A 26,114-nucleotide genomic window follows, 5' to 3' on the forward strand; every position below is an offset into this window, starting at 1 on the left:
ATATACTAGCGTAACCGTTTAATGCAGTACCTTAAAATAGTTGCTTTTGATATTTTTATATGATAATATGTGAATGAAAACGTTTTAGAAAGGTGTGATGGCTGTGCTGAAATACTCGAAAGTGCTGTTACTTATCTTGCTTATTGCCACTGGTCTATCTTGTATCGGAATTTACTGGCTCGGAAAAGAGCAAAATCGACTATTAAATGAGCAGTTTCATTCCTTGAACATACGTATTATTAATGATCTAGGAATGAAAATTGATGCCATAGGTGGTCCGCAAAATCCGTGTATCATTGGATTCTATCAGCAAGATGACACTACTGCTATTAGCCAGCGGATTGGTACAGCTTCTGAGGAGGAATTGAAAATAGCTAAACCTGACAATCTATTCCAGAAAGAGTGGATTGTTCTCTACCCTCAAACGCGCAGCAGTCCCTTTGAAAATACATCTGCCTATGCAGTAATGAAAACCAGTATCAAGGCTGACTGGCTCCATGTGACTACTTCGTCAGAGACGGAATTAGATATTTTTTATGAGAAGGCAGATGAAAGCTTGCTGACCTTGGAAGACTTGGTGCAAGACAAGGAGAGTTTTCGTACTACACTAAAAGCAATCCTAGTTTCAGCTAAAAATGAGGCTGAAATTCAAGTTCAAAAAGATATTTTAGAAATGTTTGAGAGTGATGATTGGTCTGCTATTCCCTTTGCTTACACTGAAAAATCTCTGATATTGGAGAAAGCTATCATTTCAATTTCTGCATTTGTAGATAGTTTAAATCCCTACTATTTTTCAGAACAAACCCTTGCAGATTTGCGTTTATCAGAAGAATCGCGCCAGGCTTTGGAAGATTCGGTAGATAAGACAATTATCACCTATCCTTGAATAAACGGTGGGAGTGGGAAAGTCGTCATGGATGTCTTTCCCAGCTTTTTTTATTTTTGTTTAACGAATTAAACATTTTTGTGGATTTGAAAAATATTTTTTGTTATACTTGTGTTATGAAAACATCAACACTTGGAAAGTTACTAGAATTACCAAATTTTCACCACTTCTACACCGTTCCAATTAGAGAAAATACGGAGTCTTCTGGAAATTATATAATTGTTTTTGAACAGGACAAGCAACCTGTATTTGTTGATTTGAAAAATGAGATTGGTCACACTCGTGAGGTACGCTTTGCCAGTCATTTTGACAGCGCCGGCCTTCTGGTCGGATTAGGAGCCATTCCTATCAATTATTGGCCTACCTGCCAGATTCTTGGTGTGAAGAAAAATAATAATCGACGAGGACTTAGTCTATCTAGTCTGATGGATGGTTATGGACATCTACCTATTTTTAAGGAAATGGCAGAGCGTTATAGAGCGCGTGGGCAGTCAACCATTTATGACCCCTACCGATATTCGTATACTATTGATGAGAAAAAGGTTATTAAGGATAATCAATTAACCCTTATTCCAAAGAAAGAATACGAAAAGATAAAAGATTTTCATCCTTTTTTGCAAACAAAGCATGGAAATGTTTATGCAGTTCCTTGTTTCTATCAAGACAGAAAACGAAATCAGATTACTAAAATCTATATTATGGGCTGGTACTTTTACGAGAAGCAATTAAAAATATCTTGGAAACCTTCTCATTCTCGTAAAAGCCGCTGGCGTTCTTCGCTTGTTTCAGTTGATAAATTATCGGACCGCTTCTTCTTTCAAGGAGAATTGTATAAAAAAGGAACCTATCCAGTGTTCCTTGAAGACCTCACAATAAAAAATAAGGCCTACCAACATCGCCTGGATAGGGAGTTTGCAGCCTTTTTAAGTATTATTGAAGAACAAAAATGGAGAGCACAACTCCGTGTTAAGTAGAAAATGGTTAGTTTGGTAAATTACCGACTATCATTTTTACGATTATCTTTTAGTTTTACAACGACTCGAAACTGGCGATCAGGATGATTTTCTGTATTAGACATCTGAATACGTGCCTCTAGAATATCGCCGTGTCCAAAATAGATTAACCGACTGATTAGTGAGTTTTTATCCGATGGGATATATCCTAACTTTGTGCCCTGATAAAAGATTGCTACAGCTTCTGAGTCATGTGGGTTTGAAGGCTCTCCGACTAGCTGAACAGGTGTTCCTGGTTTGAGTTGGTCGATTACATCTAGTCCATCATAGTAGGCAAAGGCTGCCAAATGAAAATCTTGAACATTGCGTGTTGGTTCAAATGATGTGAATGTCATGTCTAACCTCCTAGAAAATCATTATGGTTGATAAACAATTTGATAATCTGCATTGATAATGACGCCGTTTTGGTAAATAGTGTAACGGGCATTATCATCACCTTCCAAAATATTATAAGGAATAGATTCGGTGCGCGTGTAGTTACCTTCAATGACGCGCCAATTGTTTTCGCCTAAAATTGAGTTGGCATAATCAATCGTTTTTGGCCCACTATCCAACTGGACGCCTGTTTCAGTATTTTTTAATGGGTCTATACCGCTAGTGGCTGAATTAGTCAAGCGATAATAAACATCTACCACGTCTGCTGCTGTTTCTTGGCTTATTACAATCATTCTATCGCGCGTAGAGTCAGTAGTGTCTGTCTCAGTTGTATTTGCTTGTGTACCTTTTGGAATCATTAATAGTGTTACATCGCCAATCGTTGCGTCTACATAGCCTGTTTCAAAAATTCCGTCAGTTATTTTTCCGCGACCAAGTAAGGATTGGCTATCTGCTACTAATCCTTTGCTATTGAAGACCAGTGAATTTCCTTGACTATTTTGCCAGGTGCCTAGTATACTATCGTAATTGCCTTGCATTAGAGCATCTATATCCATAGAACTAAGAGAAATCTCACGTTGGATTGTTGATGAAGTGCTTGTATTGGCATTAGAAACCTGGGTATCAGCAGTTGAGGTACTTGCGGAACTACCCTTCTTTTCAGTTTGACAGGCAGAAAGCGACATGATAGTGAGCAAGCCAAGAGCGAGTGCTAAATATTTTCTTTTCATTCTAGCTATCTCCCCTCTAATCCCTATGAATAGTAAAGCCAGTTGCCTGCTTGGTTGCCATAATGGTCATATCAGAAATCTGCACGTGTGCAGGTTGATTTGCAACAAATAGCGTACAGTTGGCAATATCATTTGCTTGAAGAGCATCGATTCCCTGATAGACTGTCGCTGCTCTCTCTTTATCTCCATGAAAACGGACTTGGCTAAAATCAGTCTCAACGATACCGGGTTGTAACGTAGTTACCTTGATATTTTTATCAATCGTGTCAATACGGATCCCGTCTGAAAGCACCTTGACAGCTGATTTGGTTGCAGCATAGACAGCAGCTCCTGCATAGGCGTAAATACCGGCCGTTGATCCAATATTGATAATATGACCCTCATTATTTTCAACCATTTGTGGCAATAACTGACGTGTCACAGTTAGTAATCCTTTAATATTGGTATCAATCATTGTCATCATGTCAGTCAAATCATAGTCTTGGAATTTGTCCAATCCCAATGCCAGACCAGCATTGTTTACCAAAATATGAATTTGACCAACTTCTTCTAAAATTTTTTGACAATTTACAATCGTTTGTTCCATATTCGTAACATCAAATGAATGAACTGATACCTGAACATGGTATTGCTTTTCAATATCTTGCTTAATTTCTTCTAGTTTGTCCAATCTTCGTCCTGTAATGATGATATTATCACCATTAGCAGCAAACACATAAGCGATTGCTTTGCCAATACCACTACTTGCACCTGTAATCAATACATTTCGTTTCATCACTCTGTCTCCTATTCTCTTTATTATACTACAATTTTACCTAGTTTGTAAAAATGCTGTAGTTAAAAACTCATCAGATTTCCGATGAGTTTGATAGGTATTAAAATAAATTAATGAGGCGCATCAGGTGCATATTAAAACGAACCTGTCTAGCATAGTAGATATTTCCACCATTTACATATAACTTCCCACCATTTAGCAAAGCCAAGGGGTGAAAATAGGTATATGTTTCTTCTGTAGTATTCCCTAAGCTTGGTGCTACTACTGTTCTGGAGTATTCTTTCGCTAACGAGAGTGTATGTTCTCCACCATGCTCAGCAATATAGTCAATATAGGCTGGACCGAAATTATATGCCTGAACTGCTGTCCAAACCTCTACTCCTTTTTCCTCAGCCAACCGTAGGTTTTCTGTCAGGTAGATAATTCCTTGCCAGATACTCTCTCTGCTATCCGTGATGGTGTTAGCATAGCCAGTAGCGGACTCACTTGATTGCATGACATCTGCTTCTTGTCCCTTGGTTTCTGTGTAAATCATTGCTAGGACTAGTTCTTCATTAGCTGGTGTGTCGTTTTCTGCCAATACTTCTTGTACCATAGTTTGGTAGGTCATCACTTGCTTGACTGCACTGTAGGTTTGATAGAATTTGTAACCGAGAAAAATCAGCAAAAGAAGTATCAGCGTACGTATCAGTTTTTTCATTTACTTGCTCTTTATGTCTTCAATATTTTTGATAAGAATAGAATAGGTCCCGTTGTCATTTTGAATAAACTCAACCGATTCTGCATCCTCATAGATTGCATTTGGCACAATCAACTCAATTCCGTTTGATAAAGATAGCTTCTGATTTTCAAATTTCTTAAGTTGACGGCTACTATCAATTTCATCGAAGGAAATCTTATCAGGTATGACCTCTTTCAGTTGATCGACGAAATTTAAACGAGCGGTCAGGTTGTTGTCGAATAACTGATCAGCCAATTTTTCAGGTGAAAGCTCGTTATCTTCTTCCAAATTGTTGAAAATAGCTGACTTGACTTTCGATTGAAATTGAAAATCGCCTTGATGGAAATTGTCAGCAATCTTCTGTGCAGTTTGCTCTACTGCTTTGATTGATTTTTTTGCAGAAATAGCTGGTGTAACTTGCAGAAGATTATATGAGAAATAATTGAGGAAGGCTCCATTGTGTTTGATTCTTTTCTCAATCAAATGATACTTCCGCGTTTGAAGATTGACAATCAAGGCTTCATCAGGTGCTGAACCCGCTCCAGGTAAATTATTCTGGGTGATTTTTAAAGGACTTCCACTTTCCAGACCAACATGGGCGAGATTTTCACGTAAGGCAATTCTTAGAAAGGCGAAATGCTCCACACCATTTCGTTCAAACTCAATAAAGATTAAATCATTGGTCTTGAGATTTTCTGAAATGGAGAATTCCTCTTTCCAGAGATTAGCAATCTTGACAGAGTTGGTCAGTAGGTCGCCATCTAAATAGTCAAGAAAAGGATTGTCGGGGTTAAATTGTCCTGTTTTTGCTTCATCAGAAAAGACACGTTCAATCTTTTTACGCAAATATTCTTCTATTTTTGGGCTAACAGTCAAAAGCTGGTCGGCAAGGACCAGCTCTGTATCATCAGGACTAAATTGATGTATGATGGCTTTTTTTACAAATATATCCATTATAAACCTTCGTAAAGTGGGAATTGATCTGTCAAAGCACGCACTTCTTGACGGACTTCCTCAAGAGCGGTTTCATTTTCTGCATTTTCAAGTGCTTTGATAGTTAGTTGTGCAACCTTGCGAGCTTCCTCTACTCCAAAACCGCGAGCAGTAATGGCCGCAGAGCCAATACGGATACCGCTTGTTTTGAATGGTGAGAGTTTTTCGTAAGGAATTGAGTTTTTATTGAGAGTAATATTTACTTCATCCAAGAGATGCTGAGCAACTTTACCATTTTCAACAACTTTGGTCACGTCAACGAGGAAGAGATGGTTGTCTGTTCCACCTGTGATGACTTTAAAGTTAGGGTTTGCAAGGAAGACTTCGGCCATGGCCTTGCTGTTTTCAATCACTTTTTGAGCATAGTCTTTGAAATCTGGGTCCAAAACTTCTTTGAAAGATACGGCTTTTGCAGCAATAACATGCTCTAATGGACCACCTTGGATGCCTGGGAAGATAGCTGAGTTGATTTTTTTGATGAGCTCTTCATCATTGGTCAAAATCAAACCACCACGAGGTCCACGAAGTGTTTTGTGAGTTGTTGTTGTTGTGATATGAGCGTGAGGAACTGGGTTTGGATGGAGACCAGCAGCTACAAGACCAGCAATATGAGCCATATCTACCATCAGTTTGGCACCAACTGCATCTGCAATTTCACGGAATTTAGCAAAGTCAATTGTACGTGCATAGGCTGAAGCACCTGCTACAATCAATTTTGGCTGCACTTCTTTTGCTTGTTTTAAAATTGCATCGTAATCAAGCAAGCCAGTTTCTTCGTCAACATTGTAAGCTACAAAGTTGTAAGTTTGTCCTGAGAAGCTAACTGATGCACCGTGAGTCAAGTGACCACCTGCAGCTAAGTCCATCCCCATAACAGTGTCTCCTGGCTCAATCAAGGCCATGTAGGCAGCACAATTGGCCTGGCTTCCTGAGTGTGGCTGAACGTTAGCAAATTTTGCACCAAATATTTCTTTAGCACGTTCAATAGCTAAACTTTCAACTACGTCAACGCATTCCGTACCGCCATAGTAACGACGACCTGGGTAACCTTCTGCGTATTTATTGGTCAAAATAGAACCTTGAGCTGCCATAACAGCTTTAGAAACAACGTTTTCAGACGCAATCAATTCGATATTATTTTGTTGGCGTTTTTCTTCAGCTTGGATAGCTTCCCAAACTTCTTTATCAAATTCTTTGTAGTTAACTTTGTCAAAAATCATATACGGTACTCCTTTGTATTGGGCTAAATGTGCTTGATAAAACGCTTCTGCATTTTATCGGAGTGATAGCCATTCTTTTCGTAGAAAAGATGGGCTTGGAGACGACTTTCAGCAGAATTGAGGCGAATAAAATGGTAGCCTTCTTTCTGTGCAATTTGCTCAACGGCTTTCAGCAGACTTGCTCCAATCCCTTGTCCTTGATGACTAGGCAAAACAGCTAGTCCGAGAATATTGAGACCTGTATCTGAATAGAGACTTTCATAGACCTGTGCGTGAATATAACCTTGCACTGCGCCACTTATGTCATCTATATAGACCAATAAGATATGCCCCAATGTACTCGTGCATCTAAAAAACTGTCGCTCAGTTTGTTCCAATGAACAATCATACCCTAAGGATTGAGCATTGATTTCTCGGATGACTACCAAGTCACCTTTCTCAATGGGACGAATCATAAAACTACCTCAAATTCTATTTCGGGAATGGCTTTCTGAATTTCTTCGCGGCTGATAGCACCTTGGCGCAAAATCCGTGCTTTCTGTCCAGAAAGGTCCAAAATCGTTGAATCAATGCCTGTCAGAGCTTGGTCATCCTCAATGCCAGGCAAATCAACTGAAAATTGTGCCTGGATGTCCGAAAACTTCTTGCCACTTTCATTTCCTGAAATATTGGCGGATGGTCCAATAAGTGGGCCAGTCTCTGAAATCAAACGTAAGGTTTGTTCGTGATTGGGAAGACGAAATCCAACAGTATCCAGACCAGAATTAACCCAAAAAGGAACGTTATCGTTCGCTTTCAGGATAATCGTTAGTGGTCCTGGCATAAACCTATTATACAGTTTTTCCAGATAATGGGGTGGATTTTGACTGAAAAAATAGATATCGTTCAGATTTGAGACATTTAAGTTCATTGCCTTATCCCTCGGACGCTGTTTCAACTGATAGACGCGATTGACTGCATCTTCATTCAAGGCTTGGGCAAAAAGCCCATAGACTGTCTCAGTCGGCAAAACCACGGCTCCACCATTTTCAAGAATTTTTCGGAGTTTATCCATTGTCATCCGCGACAACCTTTCTATCCTGTCCAAATTGGTCTTTGAGGACTCGAATTCGCTTTTTTGGAAAATGCAGAGCGAGTAAGTCAGTTAGGTCTTGCCCTTGCTTGTAGCCAATTTCAAAGTAGAGTTTTCCATTCTCCTTCAAAAATGTCCCTGCTTGCTCCGCAATTTGTCTATAAATAGCTAGTCCATCTTCTTCCGCAAATAAGGCCAGATGTGGCTCAGAAGTCAATACATTGAGTCCAACTTCATCTGTGTCATCTGGTGAGATGTAGGGCGGATTGGAAACAATGATGTCAAATTGCCCTTTCACTGCTTGCAAGACATCCGATTCTAGAAAGTGAACAGAGACTTGGTTGGTTCTTGCATTTTCCTGAGCCACTGCTAGGGCATCCTTTGAAATATCAACCGCAACCACTTCCCAATCAGGTCTAGCTTTTGCAAGGGAAATAGCTATGGCACCGCTTCCTGTACCGATGTCTAAGATACGCAAACCTGCTCCGCTATTTTCCTGCAAAATCAAATCAACTAATTCTTCCGTTTCAGGTCTTGGAATCAAGACTCGCTCATCCACCGCAAACTCCAAGCCATGAAAATCAGCCTTTCCGATAATGTACTGGGCAGGTCGGTGCTGGGAAAGTTGCTGAAAAATCGCATCAATCTCTTCTTTGTCAGTCGGTGTAACTTCCTGACGGAGCAGGAGGAGAAATTCCGTAAAGTTCAGTCCCTTTAAGCCACGAAAGGTGAAGGACAGGGATTCTGCCTCTTCACCGATTGCGACTAATTGTTCTTCGTATGCTGCAAATAATTGAGCGTAATTCATTATTTGTTAAGCTCTTCTAGTTTTTGCGTCTGATCGTAGAGAACAAGGGCATCTACGACTTCGTCCATCTTACCTGACAAGATAGTATCCAGCTTTTGCAAGGTCAAGCCGATACGGTGGTCTGTCACACGGTTTTGTGGGAAGTTGTAAGTACGGATACGCTCTGAACGGTCACCAGTACCAATGGTTGATTTACGCTCTGCATCCTGCTCATCTTGGGCAATCTGTGCGAAGTGGTCCGCAACACGGGCACGGATGATCTTCATGGCCTTTTCACGGTTTTTCTGCTGGGTCCGTTCTTCCTGCATCTCTACTTTGATGTTGGTTGGCAAGTGAACGATACGCACGGCAGTTGCAACCTTGTTGACGTTCTGTCCACCAGCACCAGATGCGTGGTAGATATCGACACGAAGATCTTTTGGATCGATGTCGTATTCCACTTCTTCCACTTCTGGCATGATGAGAACGGTTGCTGTTGAGGTGTGGACGCGACCTTGGCTTTCTGTCACAGGGACACGTTGGACACGGTGAGCTCCTGATTCATACTTGAGTTTTGAATAAACGGATTGACCAGAGACCATGGCAACCACTTCCTTGATACCGCCGACACCATTGTAAGAAGCCTCCATGACTTCAAAACGCCAGCCTTGACCTTCTGCATACTTTTGATACATGGTCAAAAGGTCTCCAGCAAAGAGGGCAGCTTCATCACCACCTGCGGCACCACGGATTTCCAAGATGATGTTTTTGTCATCGTTAGGGTCTTTTGGTAAAAGAAGGATTTTCAGCTTTTCTTCGTAAGCCTCTTTGTCAGCTTTAGCTTGTTTGAGTTCTTCCTTAGCCATTTCCTCCAAGTCAGCATCCCCAGAAGATTCTTTAATCATCTCTTCTGCATCGACAATGTTTTGAAGTACAGTCTTATATTCGCGGTAGGCTGTTACTGTATCACGAGTTGCAGCTTCTTCTTTAGACAACTCCATAAAACGCTTGGTATCGCTGACCACATCAGGGTCAGACAACAATTCACCAAGTTCCTCGTAGCGATCTTCCACCGCCTGTAATTGATCGTAGATGTTCATAATTTTAAGATATTAAGGGCGTTAAACGAACAAAGCAAAAATAGGAGTTTTGACGAAGGACGAAAGCGTCCTAGGAAAAACTATCTTTTTTGCACAGTTCGTAGCCCGTATTCAATTCCTTTCTAAATATTTGACCGAACACACTTCCAGTTAGCTTGTAGGGCGTGTTCATTTCCTTTCTGTAATATGTAAGTCATGAAAATTGGCACAGAGTCATAGGCAAATTCAGTTCTATACAGATGCTCAGTTTACAGCCGCTTCTCATTTCATTTTCAAAAATTAGGGTAAATCTTTAATTTCTGGTGAAAAATAATGTTTGCGACAGACAGGAATGTAGGTTTCATTGCCACCAATTTGGATTTGTTCTCCTTCATAAGTAGGTTTTCCATCCTGCGTTCTCAAAACCATTGTCGCTTTTTTAGAACAATATTGACAGATTGTTTTGATTTCATCTAATTTATCAGCCAATAAGAGCAAATGTTGGGAACCTTCAAACAGTTCATTTCGGAAATCATTTTTAAGACCGAAAGCCATAACGGGTACATCTAGTTCATCGACTACGCGAGCAAGTGCGTAGACATGATGACGTCGAAGAAATTGTGCTTCATCAATGAGAACACAGTAAGGACGTGGTTCCATTTTTTCAATAAAACCAAAGATATCCATATCATCGTCAATGGCCACTGCATCTCTTCTCATGCCTATACGACTGGATACAACACCAAAGGCATCACGAGTATCAAGTGCAGATGTCATGATAACAACAGGTTTTCCTTGTTCTTCATAGTTGTGGGCAACCTTCAAAATCTCAATGGTTTTTCCTGAGTTCATTGTCCCATATTTATAATATAATTGAGCCACTTTTCTCTTTCCAATCTTAAATTTTCACTCCCTCCATTTTATCATAAAATGGTCCTTATGGAAATAGAAAAACAAGCCCGTTTTGAGCTTGTTTGATATTAAGACCAGGGGAATGATAAGAAATTTCCGACACACTCAAAAATGATTTTAGCTGCCGTTGGTTTCCACTTGTAGAGCATAACACAACCATATATTAGGCTGTAAAAAGAAAATGCAAGAAACAAAGGTCCTTCCCATATACTCTTGGCAAAAACAGTTGCTACTAGATACAAACATAATCCAGCGAGTAGGAACGATAAAATCATACGGTATTTATAGGCCATGAGTAATCCCTCCTTTAAGGATAGTGTAGCAAAAAAAAATGTAAACGCTGTCAATGTTTTTTCTTACTCACACCCAACTCCATCTCCATCACGGTCTAAATGACTACCGTAACCTGGTTCACCACGATAGATTGGTGCAGCTCCTGCTTGTCTAACTGCCTTACAATTTGGATAATATGTATTTTGAGATGGTGTAGCAGCAAATTGCTGAACTTGGCTTTGTGCTTCTGCTTCTGCAACTTTTTGCGCTTCGGCGGCGAGACGCTCTTCCTCCTCTTTACGTGCTTTCTCAGCAATAGCTTTTTCAGCGTTCCAATATTTGATAATGACTTTGCTATCTTTTTTGATGACCTTATCATTCATTTCGTTAAAAGATTTTCCATCAATCTCGACCGCAATGATTTGTCCATTTTTAGCAATTTCATTGGTCTCTGTTGCTACTTCAGATACTTGAGAAAAACCACCGTCAGTAAACAATTTTTTAGTATCTGCAGCTGTTTTTGTTGAAATGGATGATGGCAGTTCAGCGAAGCTAGAGAAATCGTAGTAGGTGATTACAATGGGGGTTGATTTTTTGCTGATAATCTCCTGTTTGGCGGGCAACTGAAGCTCTGCGCCACCTAGACTAATTTTTTGAATTTTTTCGTGCTTTGCTTTATCCTTATCCGCAACAGCAGTCCATTTGATGTCTGTAAATCCTGCTGTTGTTAGTTGTTTTTCGAGCTCTGGTTTTGTTTTAGCCTCTGCTAGATTTTTTGGTAGTTTGATGTTATCTTTGCTAACGTCAAAATAGGTTAATGTAACAGGGAGACTAGTAGAGTAAAAATGATTGGATTGATAGGTGTGATTTCCGATTTGAAGGCGATCAATTTTATCTTTTTTGTCCGCATTGCCTTCTTCTACTAGCAGAACAGGAGTTAGTTCGACTTGTTTAAAACCTGAATCTTTCAGCTCTTTCTCGACATCTGCTAAATTTTTAGAAGCTGGTAAGTTGAATTCAACGGCATCTTTTTTGGGAACATGGTAGGATATTGTAATAGGGATATTTTTTAAAGCCCGTCCTTCCTTCCAATCTTCTCCGTCAACAGAGACGAGTTCGACAAGATCGCTTTCACCTATTTTTCCAAATTCTAAATCAGTAATTTCCACCCCCTGAATATTTTTAAAACCTGCTTCCTGAAGATGTTTTACGACTGTTACATACTGTTGTCCATAAAGGTCATCTTTTTTAGGAAGCTCAGCAGTCATTAATTGTGAACCGATAAATGTTGTAAGTAGGACACCGCCAGTTATTCCTGCTGTTTTCCGATTAAGAAACTTTCTAGATTTTTTTATTGACGTTTCGCTAACTATCTGAGTTGCTTTTTTCTTAAACATAAATCATTCTCCTTATTGTTAATCGTGATATTATTATAACAAAATATAAATATACTTTGCAATACATTATGAAAATATCCTTGGAGAATCATAAAAACTATGGTACAATAAACGAAAAATAAAGGAGGAAATATATGCCGTTTGTACGTATTGATTTGTTTGAAGGACGCACGGAGGAACAAAAGATTGCCTTAGCATGTGAAGTTACCGAAGTTGTATCTCGTAATACTAATGCGCCCAAAGAAGCCATTCATGTCTTCATCAATGATATGCCTGAAGGGACTTACTACCCACAAGGTGAAATGAAACGTAAATAAGAGAAAACACTCTTGCAACAAAATGCAGGAGTGTTTCTTTGTATCAAGTTTATTTCTTATCGTCTTCATCCATGCTGAGAACGCTGAGGAAGGCTTCTTGTGGAACTTCGACAGAGCCGATGGCTTTCATCCGTTTCTTACCGGCTTTTTGTTTTTCTAGGAGTTTGCGTTTACGGGAAACGTCACCACCATAACACTTGGCCAAAACGTTTTTGCGAAGGGCCTTGATGTCGCTACGGGCAACGATTTTCTGACCGATAGCAGCTTGGATTGGCACTTCAAACTGTTGACGAGGGATGATTTTCTTGAGTTTGTCCACGATGATTTTCCCACGTTCATAGGCAAATTCCTTGTGGACGATAAAGCTAAGGGCATCTACCTTGTCGCCGTTCAAGAGAATATCCATTTTCACTAACTTAGATGAACGGTATTCAGAAATCTCATAGTCGAAGCTGGCATAACCACGAGTGGATGACTTAAGCTTGTCAAAGAAGTCAAAGACAATCTCCGCAAGTGGAATTTGGTAGATGACATTGACACGGTTATCATCAATATAATCCATAGTCACAAAGTCACCACGTTTGCGTTGGGCCAATTCCATGACTGCACCGACGTATTCCTGCGGTACCATGATTTGTGCCTTAACATATGGTTCTTCGATAGTTGCAATCTTGGTTGGGTCTGGGAACTCAGATGGGTTGGCTACATCAATTGTTTCACCGTCTGTCATGTTGACATGGTAGACTACCGACGGAGCTGTCATGATGAGATCAATGTTAAACTCACGCTCAATCCGTTCTTGGATAACATCCATGTGCAAGAGGCCCAAGAAACCACAACGGAAACCAAAGCCGAGGGCCTGCGATGTTTCAGGTTCGAACTGCAAGCTGGCATCGTTGAGCTGGAGCTTTTCCAAGGCTTCACGGAGGTCATTGTACTTGTTGGAATCAATTGGATAGATACCCGCAAAGACCATTGGGTTCATCTGTTTGTAGCCTGCTAGTGGCTCGCTGGCAGGATTTTCCGCCAAGGTCACTGTATCACCGACACGGGTATCAGCTACAGTCTTGATAGAAGCTGCGATATAGCCAACATCTCCAACTGCTAGGAAATCACGACCAATGGCTTTTGGTGTGAAAATTCCGACTTCTGTTACATCAAAGGTCTTGCCGTTGCTCATCATCTGGATGGTGTCACCTGGCTTCACGACACCATTGACGATACGAACTTGGAGGATAACCCCACGATAAGGGTCATAGACAGAGTCAAAAATCAATGCTTGCAAAGGAGCTTCGACATCACCAGTCGGTGCTGGAACCTTCTCGACAATCTGCTCCAAGATCTCCTCGATACCAATACCTGCCTTAGCTGATGTTGGCACTGCTTCTGAAGCATCCAAACCAATCACATCTTCAATTTCCTGACGAACACGTTCTGGGTCTGCTGCTGGCAGGTCAATCTTGTTAATGATTGGCAAGATTTCCAAATCATTGTCCAAGGCTAGATAAACGTTAGCCAAGGTCTGTGCTTCAATCCCTTGAGCAGCATCCACCACCAGAATCGCACCCTCACAGGCAGCCAACGAACGCGATACTTCATAGGTAAAGTCAACGTGTCCTGGTGTGTCAATCAAGTGGAAAATGTATGTCTCTCCATCTTTAGCTGTATAGTTGAGTTCGATTGCGTTGAGTTTAATAGTGATACCACGCTCGCGTTCCAAATCCATACTGTCAAGCAATTGGGCCTGCATTTCACGGCTGGAAACTGTTTCTGTCTTCTCAAGAATACGGTCAGCCAAGGTTGATTTACCATGGTCGATGTGGGCAATAATGGAGAAATTACGAATTTTCTCCTGTCGTTTTTTCAAATCTTCTAAATTCATGTTTCTTCCTCTACAAGGGTATTACTCTTTATTATATCAGAAATACCAAGAACTTGCCATAAGAAAAACGGGAGTGGGAAAGAACTCCTGCATTCATAGAAGAGTTCGTCTTCCCACCCCCGCACAGCTCAAACTGTCTGGGAGACAGTTTGAGGTTGGAGATAAAGCGAACGTTGTTCGCAACAGTCGTAATGGACAGATTTGGAGTGTGAAACACGAACAAATCTGCCAATCAACCACTGCGCTGAGATGTTGACACAAACTTTGAGTAGGATTGCTGTGGTTGAACTGCTCTGCTATTTTCCCAGCCAAAGACCGATCTCGCGTTCGGCTGCTTCTGCACTATCTGAGCCATGAACGACATTTGCCACAATTCCCTCAACGGGCGCTGTCGCAAAATCTCCACGAATAGTCCCAGGTAGGGCGTTTACTGGATTGGTAGCTCCCATCATATCTCGCCAAGATTTGATAACTTCTGACCCTTCTATAATGCCAGCTATCATCGGCCCGCTCGTCATATATTGTACTAATTGCGGGAAGAAAGGTTTATCTGTCAAATGTTCATAATGTTGACTGATTAGCTCTTCTGTCGCTGTAACCATTTTTAAATCTTGGATTTGAAATCCCCTGCGTTCGATACGTGAAAGAATTTGTCCCGCAAGTCCACGCTTAAGAGCATCTGGTTTGATGATGATGAAAGTACGTTCCATGATTTTTCTCCTGAACTGTTTATTAGATGTTACTTAAGATAGCATCCCAGGCCTGATCGTATCCGTGACGAGTCTCAGAAGAAAAGATAACGAATTGATCATTTTTATCAAAATCCAATTTCTTTTTAATCATCGATTCGTGTTTATTCCACTTTCCTCGTGGGATTTTATCAGCCTTCGTTGCCACAATAATAACAGGAATTTCATAATATTTCAAGAAATCATACATTTGAACATCATCTGCTGATGGCTCATGACGCATGTCTACTAAACTCACCACAACACGTAGATTTTCTCGTGTCGTCAAATACTCTTCAATCATTTTGCCCCACTTAGCACGCTCAGTTTTGGATACTTTAGCATAGCCATAACCTGGAACATCTACGAATCGAATTTTATCATCTATATTATAAAAATTGAGTTGTTGAGTCTTTCCTGGTTTTCCTGACGTACGTGCAAGATTTTTTCTTCCTAGAAGAGTATTAATAAATGAGGACTTTCCAACGTTAGATCGCCCGGCAAGGGCAATTTCTGGAATGTCATCGCCAGGATACTGGGCTTTTGAAACAGCACTGAGCAAAATCTCAGCATTATGTGTATTGATTTCCATTGTTTACCTTTCATAAATAAGGGGAGAAAGCTTGTAGCTCACACCCCTCCTTGTACTTCTTTAAGCTGTTTCAAGTAAAGGTTTTTCCTTACCGTCTACTGCATCTTTTGTAACACGAACACGTTTAACATCATCTTGACTTGGTACTTCAAACATAACATCCAACATAGTTTCTTCGATAATGGAACGAAGACCACGTGCACCTGTTTTCCGTTCAATTGCTTTTTCGGCAATGGCAAGCAAGGCATCCTCATCAAACTCTAATTCCACATCATCGTAAGACAGGAGGGTCTGGTATTGTTTAACCAACGCATTCTTAGGCTCTGTTAAAATACGGACCAAGTCTTCAGTTGTTAATTGATCTAAGGCTGCAAATACTGGCAAGCGACCAATCAACTCAGGAATGATACCAAATTTTTGAATGTCGTCTGCAATGATATGTTGCATGTAGGATTCTTTTTCATCAATGGCACGATTGTTTTGACCGAAACCGATAATTTTCTCACCAAGACGTTGTTTGACGATTTCCTCAATACCATCAAAGGCACCGCCTACGATGAAGAGGATGTTTTTGGTATCGACATGAATCATCTCTTGGTTTGGATGTTTGCGTCCGCCTTGAGGGGGTACGCTAGCAACTGTTCCCTCGATAATTTTCAAGAGAGCCTGTTGGACACCTTCACCCGAAACATCGCGGGTAATGGACACATTTTCACCTTTTTTGGCAATTTTATCAATCTCATCCACATAGATAATCCCTCGTTCTGCGCGGTCGATATTAAAATCCGCCGCCTGCAAGAGTTTGAGAAGGATGTTTTCAACGTCTTCGCCCACATAACCAGCTTCAGTAAGAGCGGTCGCATCCGCAATGGCAAATGGAACATTCAGACTTTTAGCCAAGGTTTGAGCTAAGAATGTTTTACCAGAACCTGTTGGACCAATCATGAGAATGTTTGATTTCTGCAAATCAACATCATTTTCATCGCGACTATCTTGGAAATTGATACGTTTGTAATGGTTGTAGACAGCGACAGCCAATGCACGTTTGGCACGATCTTGTCCAATGACATAATTGTTTAAAATATCGAGCAATTCCTGTGGCTTAGGTGTGTCAGCTAGGTCTGTCAACACTTCTTCTGCTAGTTCTTCACGAATAATTTCTTGAGCTAACTCCACACACTCATTACAAATGAAAACATTATTTCCTGCAATAATTTTTTTAACTTCTTCTTGATTTTTTCCACAAAATGAGCAATAAATCAACTCATGGGTATGCTTAACAGCCATGTAATTCCTCTTTCATATCTCTTATCTAAATAAAAAGCCATAAATGGCATGAATACTATTAACCAGATTGGTAAATGCATTCAACAAAAATAAAATAGCTAAACCAAATCGTTTCTTTCTAAAAGCTTGAATCGCACAAAGAACACATATTCCACAGAGAAGTGCTGTAAATAAACCAAATAAACCTCTCTCCATGCCTATTTCTCTCTTCTTTTATAGTTTCTTATGATGAAATCAACTGGGTTGGCTTCATCTTTTGACCGAAATTGTTCGCTTTGTAGCTGGAATTCTTCCATTGGAAAAGTTTCTGGGAAGAAACTATCACCTTCAAATTGCCCTTGAATATCCGTTACAATCAGTTCTTCAATGTAGGGTGCAAAGGCAGTAAAAATTTGTCCACCACCAAGCACAAATAAAGTTCCTTCTTGTTGGTGGTACCAGTCCAGAACTTCTTCAACACCATGTAGAACTGTAACACGGTCACTCTCTACCTGATAGCTTTTATCGGTGGTCAATACCAAGGAGTGACGATTAGGAAGAGCACGTTTTCCCATGCCATCAAAAGTTACACGTCCCATCACCATAGCATGTCCAGTAGTCGTTTCTTTAAAATGAGCCCAGTCCGCAGGTAAAGTCCATGGAAGTTTATCGCCTTTTCCAATCAATCCATTTTCATCTTGAGCCCAAATAGCAACAATCTTTTTAGTCATTTTCTCTCACTTTCCGTCCTATCATTCTATCAAAAAAACATAAAAAATGCACTTACCAAGTAGGTCTAGTGCAAATTTTTATCATACAAAAAGTGGCTCCAAAATTTTTGTGCCCAAGGCTTGAAGTTCACCGTCATTAACTAGCTCTAATCAGGGATAAAGAAAAGTGGCTAATTCAAGGAATTGTTTCAGCCCGAGCCTAAAAATAAAGAAGCGAGGTAAAAGAACGAAGTTCTTCACTGCTAATCCAGTTAAATCGCCAAGTCAAATTTAAGTTGCGGTTTAACTGGATTGTAGTCCACCAACTCAAAATCTTCTGCCTTAATATCAAAAAAGTTTGTTCCGTCTGGGACATTGAGTACCAAACGAGACTCGATTTCTGAAGGCGTTCGACGGAGCAATTCTTCAGCTTGTTCAAACTGATTATCATAGATGTGAAGATTGTTGATGAAATAGAAAAACTTCCCAACCTTCCAGCCAAAATGTTTAGCAATCATCATCTGAAGAGCTACATACTGCATAGCATTTATATGGTGAGCTACCAACATATCATTTGAGCGCTGGGTCAAGGTTGCATCCAGATACATCTCCCCATCAACTCGGCGGACGTCAAACATGGTCTGAAAGGCACATGGCAAGAGACCTGCGGATTGGTCAAATGCTTCATAATCCCACAAAGAAATCACATTGCGGCGATTCCAAGGATTTTCCTCCAGCTGTTTGAGGATTTTTGAAATGATGTCATGCTTTTTAACAATGGCACCATATCGTTCACCGATTGTGCCAGTTCCCTCAACTTCCCAGTCATTCCAATACTGGACACCGTACTTGTCCTGCAAGACGGATAAATCATTGGTCTGGTCTTGGTAAATCCAGAGAATTTCTTTAATAGCTGACTTGATTGGGATCGGTCTTAATGTAGTAATAGGGAACTCGCCCTTGGCCAAGTCATACTCTGCAAAGGCACCTGTAATGTACTTGGAATTAGCTACATTTCCATCCTTGTAACGAGGGCGAGCATTTTCCGAAAAAACGCCCTCTGCCATAATCTTACGAATGTTTTCTTTAAAAATACTATCTGCTTTTGTCATGAGTTTAGTATAGCAAATTCTAGCAAAAAACTCCAGTTTTGAACTGGAGTCCTCATTTATAGAGCAAGGGGTAGAGGTTGAGCTGGAACAAACCAGCGAGGGCAGTTACTAGACTGAACAATATAAAATACAAGGCTACCAAGAGAACACTCAACAATATCTGACGAACATTCTTCGTATAAATAGCCGTTGGTAAGCTAGCTAGACCGAAAAAGGGAATGATGAAAAATGCTAGTTTGAAATTCACATTTACAATATCAAACCATTGACCTATTGGTAAAAATAGCAAGACGATGAGAAAAGCTGCAAGGCTATACAAGACTAGATTTAACCGTTTTAATAGTGTCATATTCATGAGAAACTCCTTCTAGGGACCAAAAAAAACATAGCCCAGTCCAAATATCAAGGGGAAGGAAATAATCAATAGAATACTGGTAATGCCCGTCCAAAGTTTTTTATAGTAAATCGACAAGATAAGAATCAATGTCCCTAGCAAAGGCAAAATCATCATGGTTGCTACGTTTCCCCAGCTAGACGGGAAAAACCAGTCACGAATCCAGTTATCAAGGAAAAAGGCAGATAACAAAATCAATAAACCAAGAATGGTCAGATAGTTGATTATTTTAGACATGTTTACCTGTTTCATAAGGTGACACTCCTTTCTCTTTACACTTTCATTGTACGCTTAAATACTACATTTTTCAATATATGTATATAAAAAAATTGTGACGGCGGATTTAAAAAAAAGCAGAGTTCCCTCTGCTTTTAACGATTATTTCAAGACGAGTGATGCTGCGCCCAATACACCTGCATCATTACCACGTGTTGCCAAGACAATTTGTGTACTTTCCTTGATTTGTGGGAAGCTATTTTCAGCAAAGACCTTGCGAACACCATCCAATAAAAACTCTCCTGCAGCTGATACACCGCCACCCAGAACGATGTAGGCAGGATTGAGGACTGCAGCAATGTTTGCACAAGCAACACCTAGGTATTCTGAGAAGTGACGGTAGACAATCAAAGCCAAATCATCGCCTTCTTTTGCCAAATCAAAGACATCCTTAGCCGTTACATCTTGTCCATCATCAATCATTTGTTTCAGTTTTGCATCGCCAGCGTATTGATCAGCATAGCGACGGCTGAGATTGACAATACCTGTTGCTGAAGCAACTGTTTCTAGACAACCTTTCTTACCACAAGTACATGCAAATGGCTCATCAAAGTCAACTGTGATATGGCCCAATTCACCACCAGCACCTTTGACCCCACGAATCAAGTTTCCAGCAGCGATGACACCGCCACCAACACCTGTACCAAGCGTCATAAAGACAACGTTTGGATTGTTGTTTCCAGCACCAACCCATTGCTCACCAAGGGCTGCAACGTTGGCATCATTGTCGATAAAGAATGGTAAACCAAGGGCAGATTCAAACTGATCTTTAATCAATTGCAAGGTTTTCCAATTGAGGTTATAGGCACCGATAACAGTACCAGCTTCGCTATCAACGACACCTGGAGACCCCATACCAACACCCAAGAAATCATCCTTTGTCAAACCATGAGTTTCAAATCGATGTTGAATACTGTCAATAATATCAGGAACAATGTGACTTCCATCATCTAAAATATTTGTCTTGATAGACCATTTTTCTTGAATTTCTCCCTCAGTAGTCAAAATGGCCAATTTAACAGATGTACCACCCAAATCAATACCGATAATTTTTTTAGACATAATCATCACCTCAAATGTATTTTCTTTATTATAACACAATGCAAAGGTTTGCGTAAAGCCTTTTCAAAAATTTGTACGGATAAAAATAAATTGCTCTATCGAAAGAGATAGAGCAAAATTAAAAATTGAATATGTAAGATAAACCTTCCAATGGAAAAGAGCATAACTGTCGTAAAATTACTACCTTCTTTCGTTCCATTATAGAGAAATAGAGTAGAAATAAAGGTAAATCCTAGAGCAAACCCCACCATCTGCAAGTCGTGATAAGACTGACCATAAAAATAAAGCGTGATAGCCAGCATAAGCGTGCACAAGACAGTTAACACCAAGCGAAGTGTATTCATTTTTTTGGTCTTTAAATAGCTAAACAAAGCCGCTCCCAAGGTCACCAAGAGATAGATGACCATATATGACATGACAAGAACTTTCATCTAGCCCTCCAACTCGCTCAGATACTCATACCGCTCATATTTTTCCAAGAGCAGGTCATTTTTCTCATCCAATTCCTTCTGCAAATCAGACAATTTTGTAAAATCACTACCACAGGTCAGCATTTCCGCCTCGATTTCCGCAATCCGCTCCTCCAAGCCAGCAATATCCTCTTCGATGGTTGCCCATTCCTGCTTCTCAAAGTAGGACATCCGCTTCTTGTTCTCTTTGACCTTTTCGCTTTTCTCCTTTGGTTTTTCCAAGGAAATGGCAGAGCTGGAAGCCAGAAAGGCCTTCTCATCCAGATAGTCTGTGTAGTTGCCAAAGAAGGTTTCAATACCGCTATCTTCGAAAGCCAAGATTTTATTGGCTACCTTGTCTAGGAAATAACGATCGTGACTAACGGTAATGACTGGACCAGTAAAGCCCTGCAAGAAATGTTCCAAGACTGTCAGAGTTGCTATGTCCAAGTCGTTGGTCGGCTCATCTAGTAAGAGAACATTGGGTCGTTGCAAGAGAATTTTCAGCAGGTAGAGCCGCTTCTTCTCCCCACCTGATAGCTTTTCAATCAAGGTACCGTGGGTATTACGTGGGAAGAGGAATTGCTCCAAGAGTTCTGCAATAGAAACCATACCAGATGTCGTCTGAGCTTCTTCTGCCACTTCCTGCAAGAAATTGATGACCCGCTTGCTTTCGTCCAAGCCCTTGATGGTCTGAGAAAAATAACCGATACGGATGGTTTCACCAATATCTACCTTACCGCTGTCTGCCTGCAAATCACCTGCGATTAGATTGAGTAAGGTAGATTTTCCTTTACCATTATCACCAACAATACCGATGCGGTCCTTGTTTTGAATGAGCAGGTTAAAGTCCGTTAAAATTGGCTTGTCAGGATAGGAAAAGCTGACATTTTCAAAGTTAATGACTTTTTTACCGATACGAGAGGTTTCAAAATTGATTTCCAGTTCGCTATCGTCTATCTTGTTGGCTAAATCGCCTTTGAGGTCATGGAAACGATTGATACGAGCCTGCTGCTTGGTTGCACGAGCTTGAGGTTGTCTGCGCATCCAAGCCAACTCCTGCTTGTAGAGTTGCTCTTTCTTATGGCGAAGGGCGGCATCTCGCTCGTCCTGTTCTGCCTTTAAACGAACATAGTCCTGGTAATTTCCCTGATATTCGGTTAAGCTGGCGCGGTCCAATTCAAAAATCCGTGTGGCTACATTGTCCAAGAAATAGCGATCGTGGGTAATAAAGAGAACAGACTTTTTAGTATTTTTCAAAAAAGTCGTTAACCACTCAATGGTATCAATGTCCAGATGGTTGGTCGGTTCATCCAGCAAGAGCAAGTCAGCATTGCCAAGGAGGACTTGGGCCAATTGCACTCTTCTACGTAGACCACCTGATAACTCAGCAACGGTTTTGTTGAGGTCTGTTAAACCTAGTTTTGAAAGAACTGTTTTAACCTGGCTTTCAATCTCCCAAGCATTGAGAGAATCCATCTCTGCCATGACTTTCTCCAGTCTTGCTTGACTGGCTTCATCGTAATGAGATAAGAGCAATTCGTATTCACGAATCAGCTGGGTTTCACGGAGGTCAGAAGAAAGAACTGTGTCTAAAACCGTCTTACTGTCATCAAAATCAGGTTCCTGGGTCAGATAGGCGATTTTATAGGCATTTTTAGTGCGAAAAGGCGACACGTCTCCATCAAAACCGATGCGACCTGACAGAACATCCAACAAAGTCGTCTTTCCTGTACCATTGACCCCGATAATCCCGATTCGGTCGCCCTGATGAATGATGAAAGACAGATCAGCAAAGACCGTTTTATCTCCGACAGATTTAGTCAGGTGTTCAACGATAAAATCACTCATTCTCTAAAATTCCTTTCACAAATGTCATAATCGCTTGCTCTTCGTTTTCCAGCTGTCCTTCCACAATCTGGAATTCCACCTCTTTGAGTAGTTCTCCTAATACTGGACCTGGTTTGAGGTCAAATGCCTTCATCAGATGACCACCATTGACAACAATTTCATGCTTGTCATGGATAGTCAAGGCTTGGTCAATCTTGTCAATTGCTGCAAAATCTGTAACAAGACCTTGTGCCTGACGGAGTTCCTCTACCAAGTACAAGAATTCTTTGCCATACTTGAAACAGATTTGCTTGGTAACAGGTCCTGCTTGGCGAAGCTGATAAATCTCTACCAACTTGATTACGCTTCGTTGGAAATCATTGCTGGTTTTCCATTTTTTCAGGAAGGACTTGATGTTATCAATACCTAGGCAGACAAAGAGCATGGCCCAAGCTTGTTCAGAAGTCGAAAAGCGAAATTCTGCTGTTAGGCTTGTTAGCATGGTCTCTAATTCATCACTTTTTCCAGCTAAATCAGGCAAGAAATCATAGGCCTTGGAATCAATCATAGCGCGTAAGCCTTTTCGCCAAAAATCCGCCATCAAAAGTTTATCAAACTCGATAAAACTGCGTTCTACAGAGATTTTTTCCAAGAGAGGTGCGGTTTCAACCATAGCTGTAAAGGTCGTCGGCTCAATCTCAAAGTCCAAGGTCGCCGCAAAGCGAAATCCGCGCATGATACGGAGGGCATCTTCATTAAACCGTTCAGCCGGGATGCCTACAGCTCGTAGGGTGCGGTTTTCTAAGTCAGTCATCCCATCAAAGAGGTCGACAATCTGTGCCTCCTCATCAAGGGCAAAGGCATTGACCGTGAAGTCGCGACGTTTGAGATCTTCTTCTAAGGAACGCACAAAAGAAACCTGGCTCGGTCTGCGGAAGTCGACATACTCCTCCTCTGTCCGAAAGGTGGTAATTTCATATTCCTTTTTCCCCTCTAACACTAACACCGTACCGTGTTCAATTCCAACATCAATAGTCCGTGAAAAGATTTGTTTCGTTTCCTGAGGGTAGCTGGATGTCGCAATATCGACATCATGAATAGGCCTACCGAGAATGGCATCACGAACGGAACCGCCAACGAAATAAGCCTCGTAACCAGCTGCTTTAATTTTCTCTAAAATCGGCAAAGCCTCCTGAAACTCAGAAGGCAGATTGTTTAATTTCATAATAAGTGTTCCAAACCATAAACGAGTTGTGAGCGTTTGACTACCTCTTTAATGCCGAGGTTGACACCGCCCATAAAGGAAATGCGATCGTAAGAATCATGACGAATAGTCAATCCTTCTCCCTGTGCCCCCAAAATCACTTCCTGATGGGCAACAAGGCCTGGCAAGCGTACTGAGTGGATACGGAAGCCGTCAAATTCCGCACCGCGAGCACCAGCAATCAGTTCTTCTTCATCCATTGCACCTTGAGTCTGTGACTGACGGACTTGGGAAATGAGTTCGGCCGTTTTGACAGCTGTTCCGCTCGGTGCATCCTTCTTCTTGTCATGGTGTAGTTCGATGATTTCAAGATTTGGGAAATACTTGGCTGCCTGTGCTGCAAATTGCATGAGCAAGATGGCGCCAATAGCAAAGTTAGGAGCAATCAAACCTCCCAAGCCCTTCTCAGCAGACAAGGCGGTCAATCCCTCGATTTCTTCAGGGGTAAATCCTGTCGTTCCAACCACAGGTGCGAAACCATTTTCCAAGGCAAAACGGGTGTTTTCATAGGCAAATTTTGGCGTTGTAAAATCCACCCAGACATCAGCGTCTAGGCTGGCAACTTCTTCTTTGGTCTTGAAAACAGGAACACCATCTACTTCTGTTTCTGTCGCAAATGGATCTACTAAGGCAGCCAGACTAAGTGCTGTGTCACCTTTGACCATCTCAACAGCCGTTGAGCCCATTTTTCCTTTGAATCCTGCGATAATTACCTTAATTGTCATGCAAACTCCTATTCAATAATGGGAGAAATACCAAAGGCCACTGCCCCTTCTCCCAAATGCGTACCAATGACAGAACCAAATGATACGATTGGCAAATCACTTCCCACCCCAGCTTCTTCCAACTGCTGTTTAAAGTTTTCAGCCTTCTGAGGGGCGTTGGCGTGTATGATAGCAATCTGATACTGTCCTTCGGTCGTTTGTTCTTGGAGGATTTCCAAGAGGCGTTTAATGGCCTTCTTCTCCGTCCGAACTTTTTCATACACTTCTATCTTGCCCTCACCTGTAAAATACAGAATCGGTTTGATGCTCAAAAGATTGCCAAGCAAGGCTGCACCATTGGACAAGCGACCACCTTTTACCAAATGATTGAGGTCATCAACCATGATGAAAGCGGTTGTTTTACCAATTTCTTGGTCCAATTTCCCAGTAATCTCTTCAAAACTAAGTCCTGCATCAGCCCATTTGAGAACATTTTCTACCATCATGCCTAAAGGAGCCGATGTGATTTTGGTATCTGGAAAGGCAACGGTTAATCCTTCAAATTCATCAGCCAAATATTGAATATTTTGATAAAAACCTGAAATACCTGATGACAAGAATAAGCCAAGTGCGTGTGTATAACCTTTCTCTGTTAATTTAGCCAGAATTTCTTCTAGTTCCATCAAACTCGGTTGACTTGTTTTAGGTAATTCTTTCGATGAAGCCATTTTTTGATAAAACTCTTCAACCGTCAAATTTTGCCCTTCGATATAATTTTCCCCATCAATGCTGACTGGAATACTTAGGACAAACAGGTCATCCCGCTCAATACTTTGAACATTCAAAACAGCCGATGAGTCAGTTATAACTGCTAATTTCATATTAAAACTCCAAATTCACTCCCGGTGCATCAAAGGCGATTTCAGTAACCTCATAAGTCATTCGTTTTAAAATGTCCAAAAGAGGCTCTACCAAAACACGTTTTTCTTCATCAGTAAATTCAGTTGGCTCTTCTACCAATCGATTTGGTAAGTGAACGGCCTGACTCATGGCACCTGAAATTACAAAATGATCTAGTACAATCATAAAGCGCAAAATGGTAATCATAGATGTTCGATTTTCCGCACGATTTTGTTCAATCAATTGAAAGTCAACTTTCAATTTTGTTTCCGGAATTCCGTTCTCTTTTTCCCACGCGTGATTGCGGGCATCAAAATGATACTGATTGACAAATTCTTTATCGCGAATGATTTCCATTTCAAGACTCCTCTAATAACAATAATACTCACATTAT

The 26,114-nt window shown here is 40.9% G+C and carries 30 protein-coding genes; 3 read left to right on the forward strand and 27 right to left on the reverse strand.

Going from position 1 to position 26,114, the window contains the following annotated elements; all coding sequences use genetic code 11:
* Window positions 1-97 precede the first annotated feature (97 nt).
* On the forward strand, window positions 98-886 hold the full coding sequence (locus K5Q29_RS02365; protein WP_105139437.1) for a hypothetical protein: 789 nt from the start codon (window positions 98-100) through the stop codon (window positions 884-886).
* Between the two features lie 116 nt (window positions 887-1,002).
* Window positions 1,003-1,860, forward strand: a complete 858-nt coding sequence (locus K5Q29_RS02370; RefSeq protein ID WP_105139479.1) for a hypothetical protein — start codon at window positions 1,003-1,005, stop codon at window positions 1,858-1,860.
* 20 nt (window positions 1,861-1,880) lie between these two features.
* Here the strand turns inward: K5Q29_RS02370 and K5Q29_RS02375 are convergent, their stop codons facing one another.
* From K5Q29_RS02375 to K5Q29_RS02430, 12 genes are all read right to left on the reverse strand, one after another.
* Window positions 1,881-2,234, reverse strand: a complete 354-nt coding sequence (locus tag K5Q29_RS02375) for an HIRAN domain-containing protein (RefSeq protein WP_002943204.1) — start codon at window positions 2,232-2,234, stop codon at window positions 1,881-1,883.
* A 21-nt stretch (window positions 2,235-2,255) separates the two neighbouring features.
* Window positions 2,256-3,005, reverse strand: a complete 750-nt coding sequence (locus K5Q29_RS02380) for a DUF6287 domain-containing protein (protein WP_024410072.1) — start codon at window positions 3,003-3,005, stop codon at window positions 2,256-2,258.
* Between the two features lie 16 nt (window positions 3,006-3,021).
* The gene (locus K5Q29_RS02385) at window positions 3,022-3,780 is read right to left on the reverse strand and encodes an SDR family NAD(P)-dependent oxidoreductase (protein WP_015646851.1); all 759 of its coding nucleotides are present in this window, start codon (window positions 3,778-3,780) and stop codon (window positions 3,022-3,024) included.
* 100 nt (window positions 3,781-3,880) lie between these two features.
* A complete protein-coding gene (locus tag K5Q29_RS02390) occupies window positions 3,881-4,480 on the reverse strand; it encodes a lysozyme family protein (RefSeq protein ID WP_105139438.1) in 600 nt (199 codons plus the stop codon).
* Entirely contained in the window at window positions 4,481-5,455 is a 975-nt protein-coding gene (locus K5Q29_RS02395) for a nucleoid-associated protein (protein ID WP_024400566.1), read from the reverse strand.
* Window positions 5,455-6,714 (reverse strand): serine hydroxymethyltransferase, encoded by a 1,260-nt coding sequence (gene glyA / locus K5Q29_RS02400; protein WP_024400565.1) that lies wholly within the window; start codon window positions 6,712-6,714, stop codon window positions 5,455-5,457. The genes K5Q29_RS02395 and glyA overlap by 1 nt, the downstream gene beginning before the upstream one ends.
* A 23-nt stretch (window positions 6,715-6,737) precedes the next feature.
* Entirely contained in the window at window positions 6,738-7,169 is a 432-nt protein-coding gene (locus tag K5Q29_RS02405) for a GNAT family N-acetyltransferase (protein WP_015646854.1), read from the reverse strand.
* Window positions 7,166-7,774, reverse strand: a complete 609-nt coding sequence (locus tag K5Q29_RS02410) for an L-threonylcarbamoyladenylate synthase (protein WP_172699673.1) — start codon at window positions 7,772-7,774, stop codon at window positions 7,166-7,168. The genes K5Q29_RS02405 and K5Q29_RS02410 overlap by 4 nt, the downstream gene beginning before the upstream one ends.
* Complete coding sequence (prmC, locus tag K5Q29_RS02415; protein ID WP_105139439.1) at window positions 7,761-8,594, reverse strand: peptide chain release factor N(5)-glutamine methyltransferase; 834 nt, start codon at window positions 8,592-8,594, stop codon at window positions 7,761-7,763. Before prmC ends, K5Q29_RS02410 begins: the two co-directional genes overlap by 14 nt.
* Entirely contained in the window at window positions 8,594-9,673 is a 1,080-nt protein-coding gene (gene prfA, locus K5Q29_RS02420) for a peptide chain release factor 1 (RefSeq protein WP_015646857.1), read from the reverse strand. The genes prmC and prfA overlap by 1 nt, the downstream gene beginning before the upstream one ends.
* A 279-nt stretch (window positions 9,674-9,952) precedes the next feature.
* Window positions 9,953-10,534 carry a thymidine kinase gene (locus K5Q29_RS02425; RefSeq protein WP_012028098.1) on the reverse strand — a complete coding sequence of 194 codons (582 nt, stop codon included), beginning with the start codon at window positions 10,532-10,534 and terminating at the stop codon, window positions 9,953-9,955.
* 386 nt (window positions 10,535-10,920) lie between these two features.
* Entirely contained in the window at window positions 10,921-12,234 is a 1,314-nt protein-coding gene (locus K5Q29_RS02430) for an excalibur calcium-binding domain-containing protein (RefSeq protein ID WP_105139440.1), read from the reverse strand.
* Between the two features lie 134 nt (window positions 12,235-12,368).
* On the opposite strand from K5Q29_RS02430, the gene K5Q29_RS02435 reads away from it, so the two are divergent.
* Window positions 12,369-12,551 (forward strand): 4-oxalocrotonate tautomerase, encoded by a 183-nt coding sequence (locus K5Q29_RS02435; RefSeq protein ID WP_105139441.1) that lies wholly within the window; start codon window positions 12,369-12,371, stop codon window positions 12,549-12,551.
* Between the two features lie 49 nt (window positions 12,552-12,600).
* Here K5Q29_RS02435 and lepA read toward each other — a convergent pair whose 3' ends face one another.
* From lepA to K5Q29_RS02510, 15 genes are all read right to left on the reverse strand, one after another.
* Window positions 12,601-14,433, reverse strand: coding sequence for a translation elongation factor 4 (lepA, locus tag K5Q29_RS02440; RefSeq protein ID WP_105139442.1), 1,833 nt, complete (start codon window positions 14,431-14,433; stop codon window positions 12,601-12,603).
* 296 nt (window positions 14,434-14,729) lie between these two features.
* On the reverse strand, window positions 14,730-15,143 hold the full coding sequence (gene ndk, locus K5Q29_RS02445) for a nucleoside-diphosphate kinase (RefSeq protein ID WP_105139444.1): 414 nt from the start codon (window positions 15,141-15,143) through the stop codon (window positions 14,730-14,732).
* A 22-nt stretch (window positions 15,144-15,165) separates the two neighbouring features.
* Complete coding sequence (gene yihA / locus K5Q29_RS02450) at window positions 15,166-15,753, reverse strand: ribosome biogenesis GTP-binding protein YihA/YsxC (protein ID WP_014638915.1); 588 nt, start codon at window positions 15,751-15,753, stop codon at window positions 15,166-15,168.
* A gap of 60 nt (window positions 15,754-15,813) precedes the next feature.
* Window positions 15,814-17,040, reverse strand: coding sequence for an ATP-dependent Clp protease ATP-binding subunit ClpX (gene clpX / locus K5Q29_RS02455; RefSeq protein ID WP_105139445.1), 1,227 nt, complete (start codon window positions 17,038-17,040; stop codon window positions 15,814-15,816).
* A 197-nt stretch (window positions 17,041-17,237) separates the two neighbouring features.
* A complete protein-coding gene (locus K5Q29_RS02460; protein ID WP_105139447.1) occupies window positions 17,238-17,750 on the reverse strand; it encodes a dihydrofolate reductase in 513 nt (170 codons plus the stop codon).
* 251 nt (window positions 17,751-18,001) lie between these two features.
* The gene (locus tag K5Q29_RS02465) at window positions 18,002-18,841 is read right to left on the reverse strand and encodes a thymidylate synthase (protein ID WP_105139448.1); all 840 of its coding nucleotides are present in this window, start codon (window positions 18,839-18,841) and stop codon (window positions 18,002-18,004) included.
* A gap of 52 nt (window positions 18,842-18,893) precedes the next feature.
* Window positions 18,894-19,196, reverse strand: coding sequence for a hypothetical protein (locus K5Q29_RS02470; RefSeq protein WP_105139449.1), 303 nt, complete (start codon window positions 19,194-19,196; stop codon window positions 18,894-18,896).
* A 12-nt stretch (window positions 19,197-19,208) separates the two neighbouring features.
* Complete coding sequence (locus K5Q29_RS02475) at window positions 19,209-19,487, reverse strand: hypothetical protein (protein WP_105139450.1); 279 nt, start codon at window positions 19,485-19,487, stop codon at window positions 19,209-19,211.
* A gap of 126 nt (window positions 19,488-19,613) precedes the next feature.
* Entirely contained in the window at window positions 19,614-20,573 is a 960-nt protein-coding gene (locus K5Q29_RS02480; RefSeq protein ID WP_105139451.1) for an ROK family glucokinase, read from the reverse strand.
* Between the two features lie 95 nt (window positions 20,574-20,668).
* On the reverse strand, window positions 20,669-21,004 hold the full coding sequence (locus K5Q29_RS02485; protein ID WP_105139452.1) for a hypothetical protein: 336 nt from the start codon (window positions 21,002-21,004) through the stop codon (window positions 20,669-20,671).
* Entirely contained in the window at window positions 21,005-22,873 is a 1,869-nt protein-coding gene (locus K5Q29_RS02490) for an ABC-F family ATP-binding cassette domain-containing protein (RefSeq protein ID WP_105139453.1), read from the reverse strand. It abuts the gene before it with no gap.
* On the reverse strand, window positions 22,866-24,077 hold the full coding sequence (locus K5Q29_RS02495; protein WP_105134246.1) for a CCA tRNA nucleotidyltransferase: 1,212 nt from the start codon (window positions 24,075-24,077) through the stop codon (window positions 22,866-22,868). Before K5Q29_RS02495 ends, K5Q29_RS02490 begins: the two co-directional genes overlap by 8 nt.
* Complete coding sequence (gene dapB, locus K5Q29_RS02500; RefSeq protein ID WP_105139454.1) at window positions 24,074-24,841, reverse strand: 4-hydroxy-tetrahydrodipicolinate reductase; 768 nt, start codon at window positions 24,839-24,841, stop codon at window positions 24,074-24,076. The genes K5Q29_RS02495 and dapB overlap by 4 nt, the downstream gene beginning before the upstream one ends.
* Before the next feature lie 8 nt (window positions 24,842-24,849).
* A complete protein-coding gene (locus K5Q29_RS02505; RefSeq protein WP_015646868.1) occupies window positions 24,850-25,701 on the reverse strand; it encodes a DegV family protein in 852 nt (283 codons plus the stop codon).
* A 1-nt stretch (window position 25,702) separates the two neighbouring features.
* Window positions 25,703-26,077: a DUF1149 family protein gene (locus K5Q29_RS02510; protein WP_002934959.1), complete on the reverse strand. Its 375-nt coding sequence runs from the start codon at window positions 26,075-26,077 to the stop codon at window positions 25,703-25,705.
* Window positions 26,078-26,114 lie beyond the last annotated feature (37 nt).

The organism is Streptococcus sp. 2018037, assembly GCF_019754195.1.
GTDB classification, from domain to species: domain Bacteria; phylum Bacillota; class Bacilli; order Lactobacillales; family Streptococcaceae; genus Streptococcus; species Streptococcus hashimotonensis.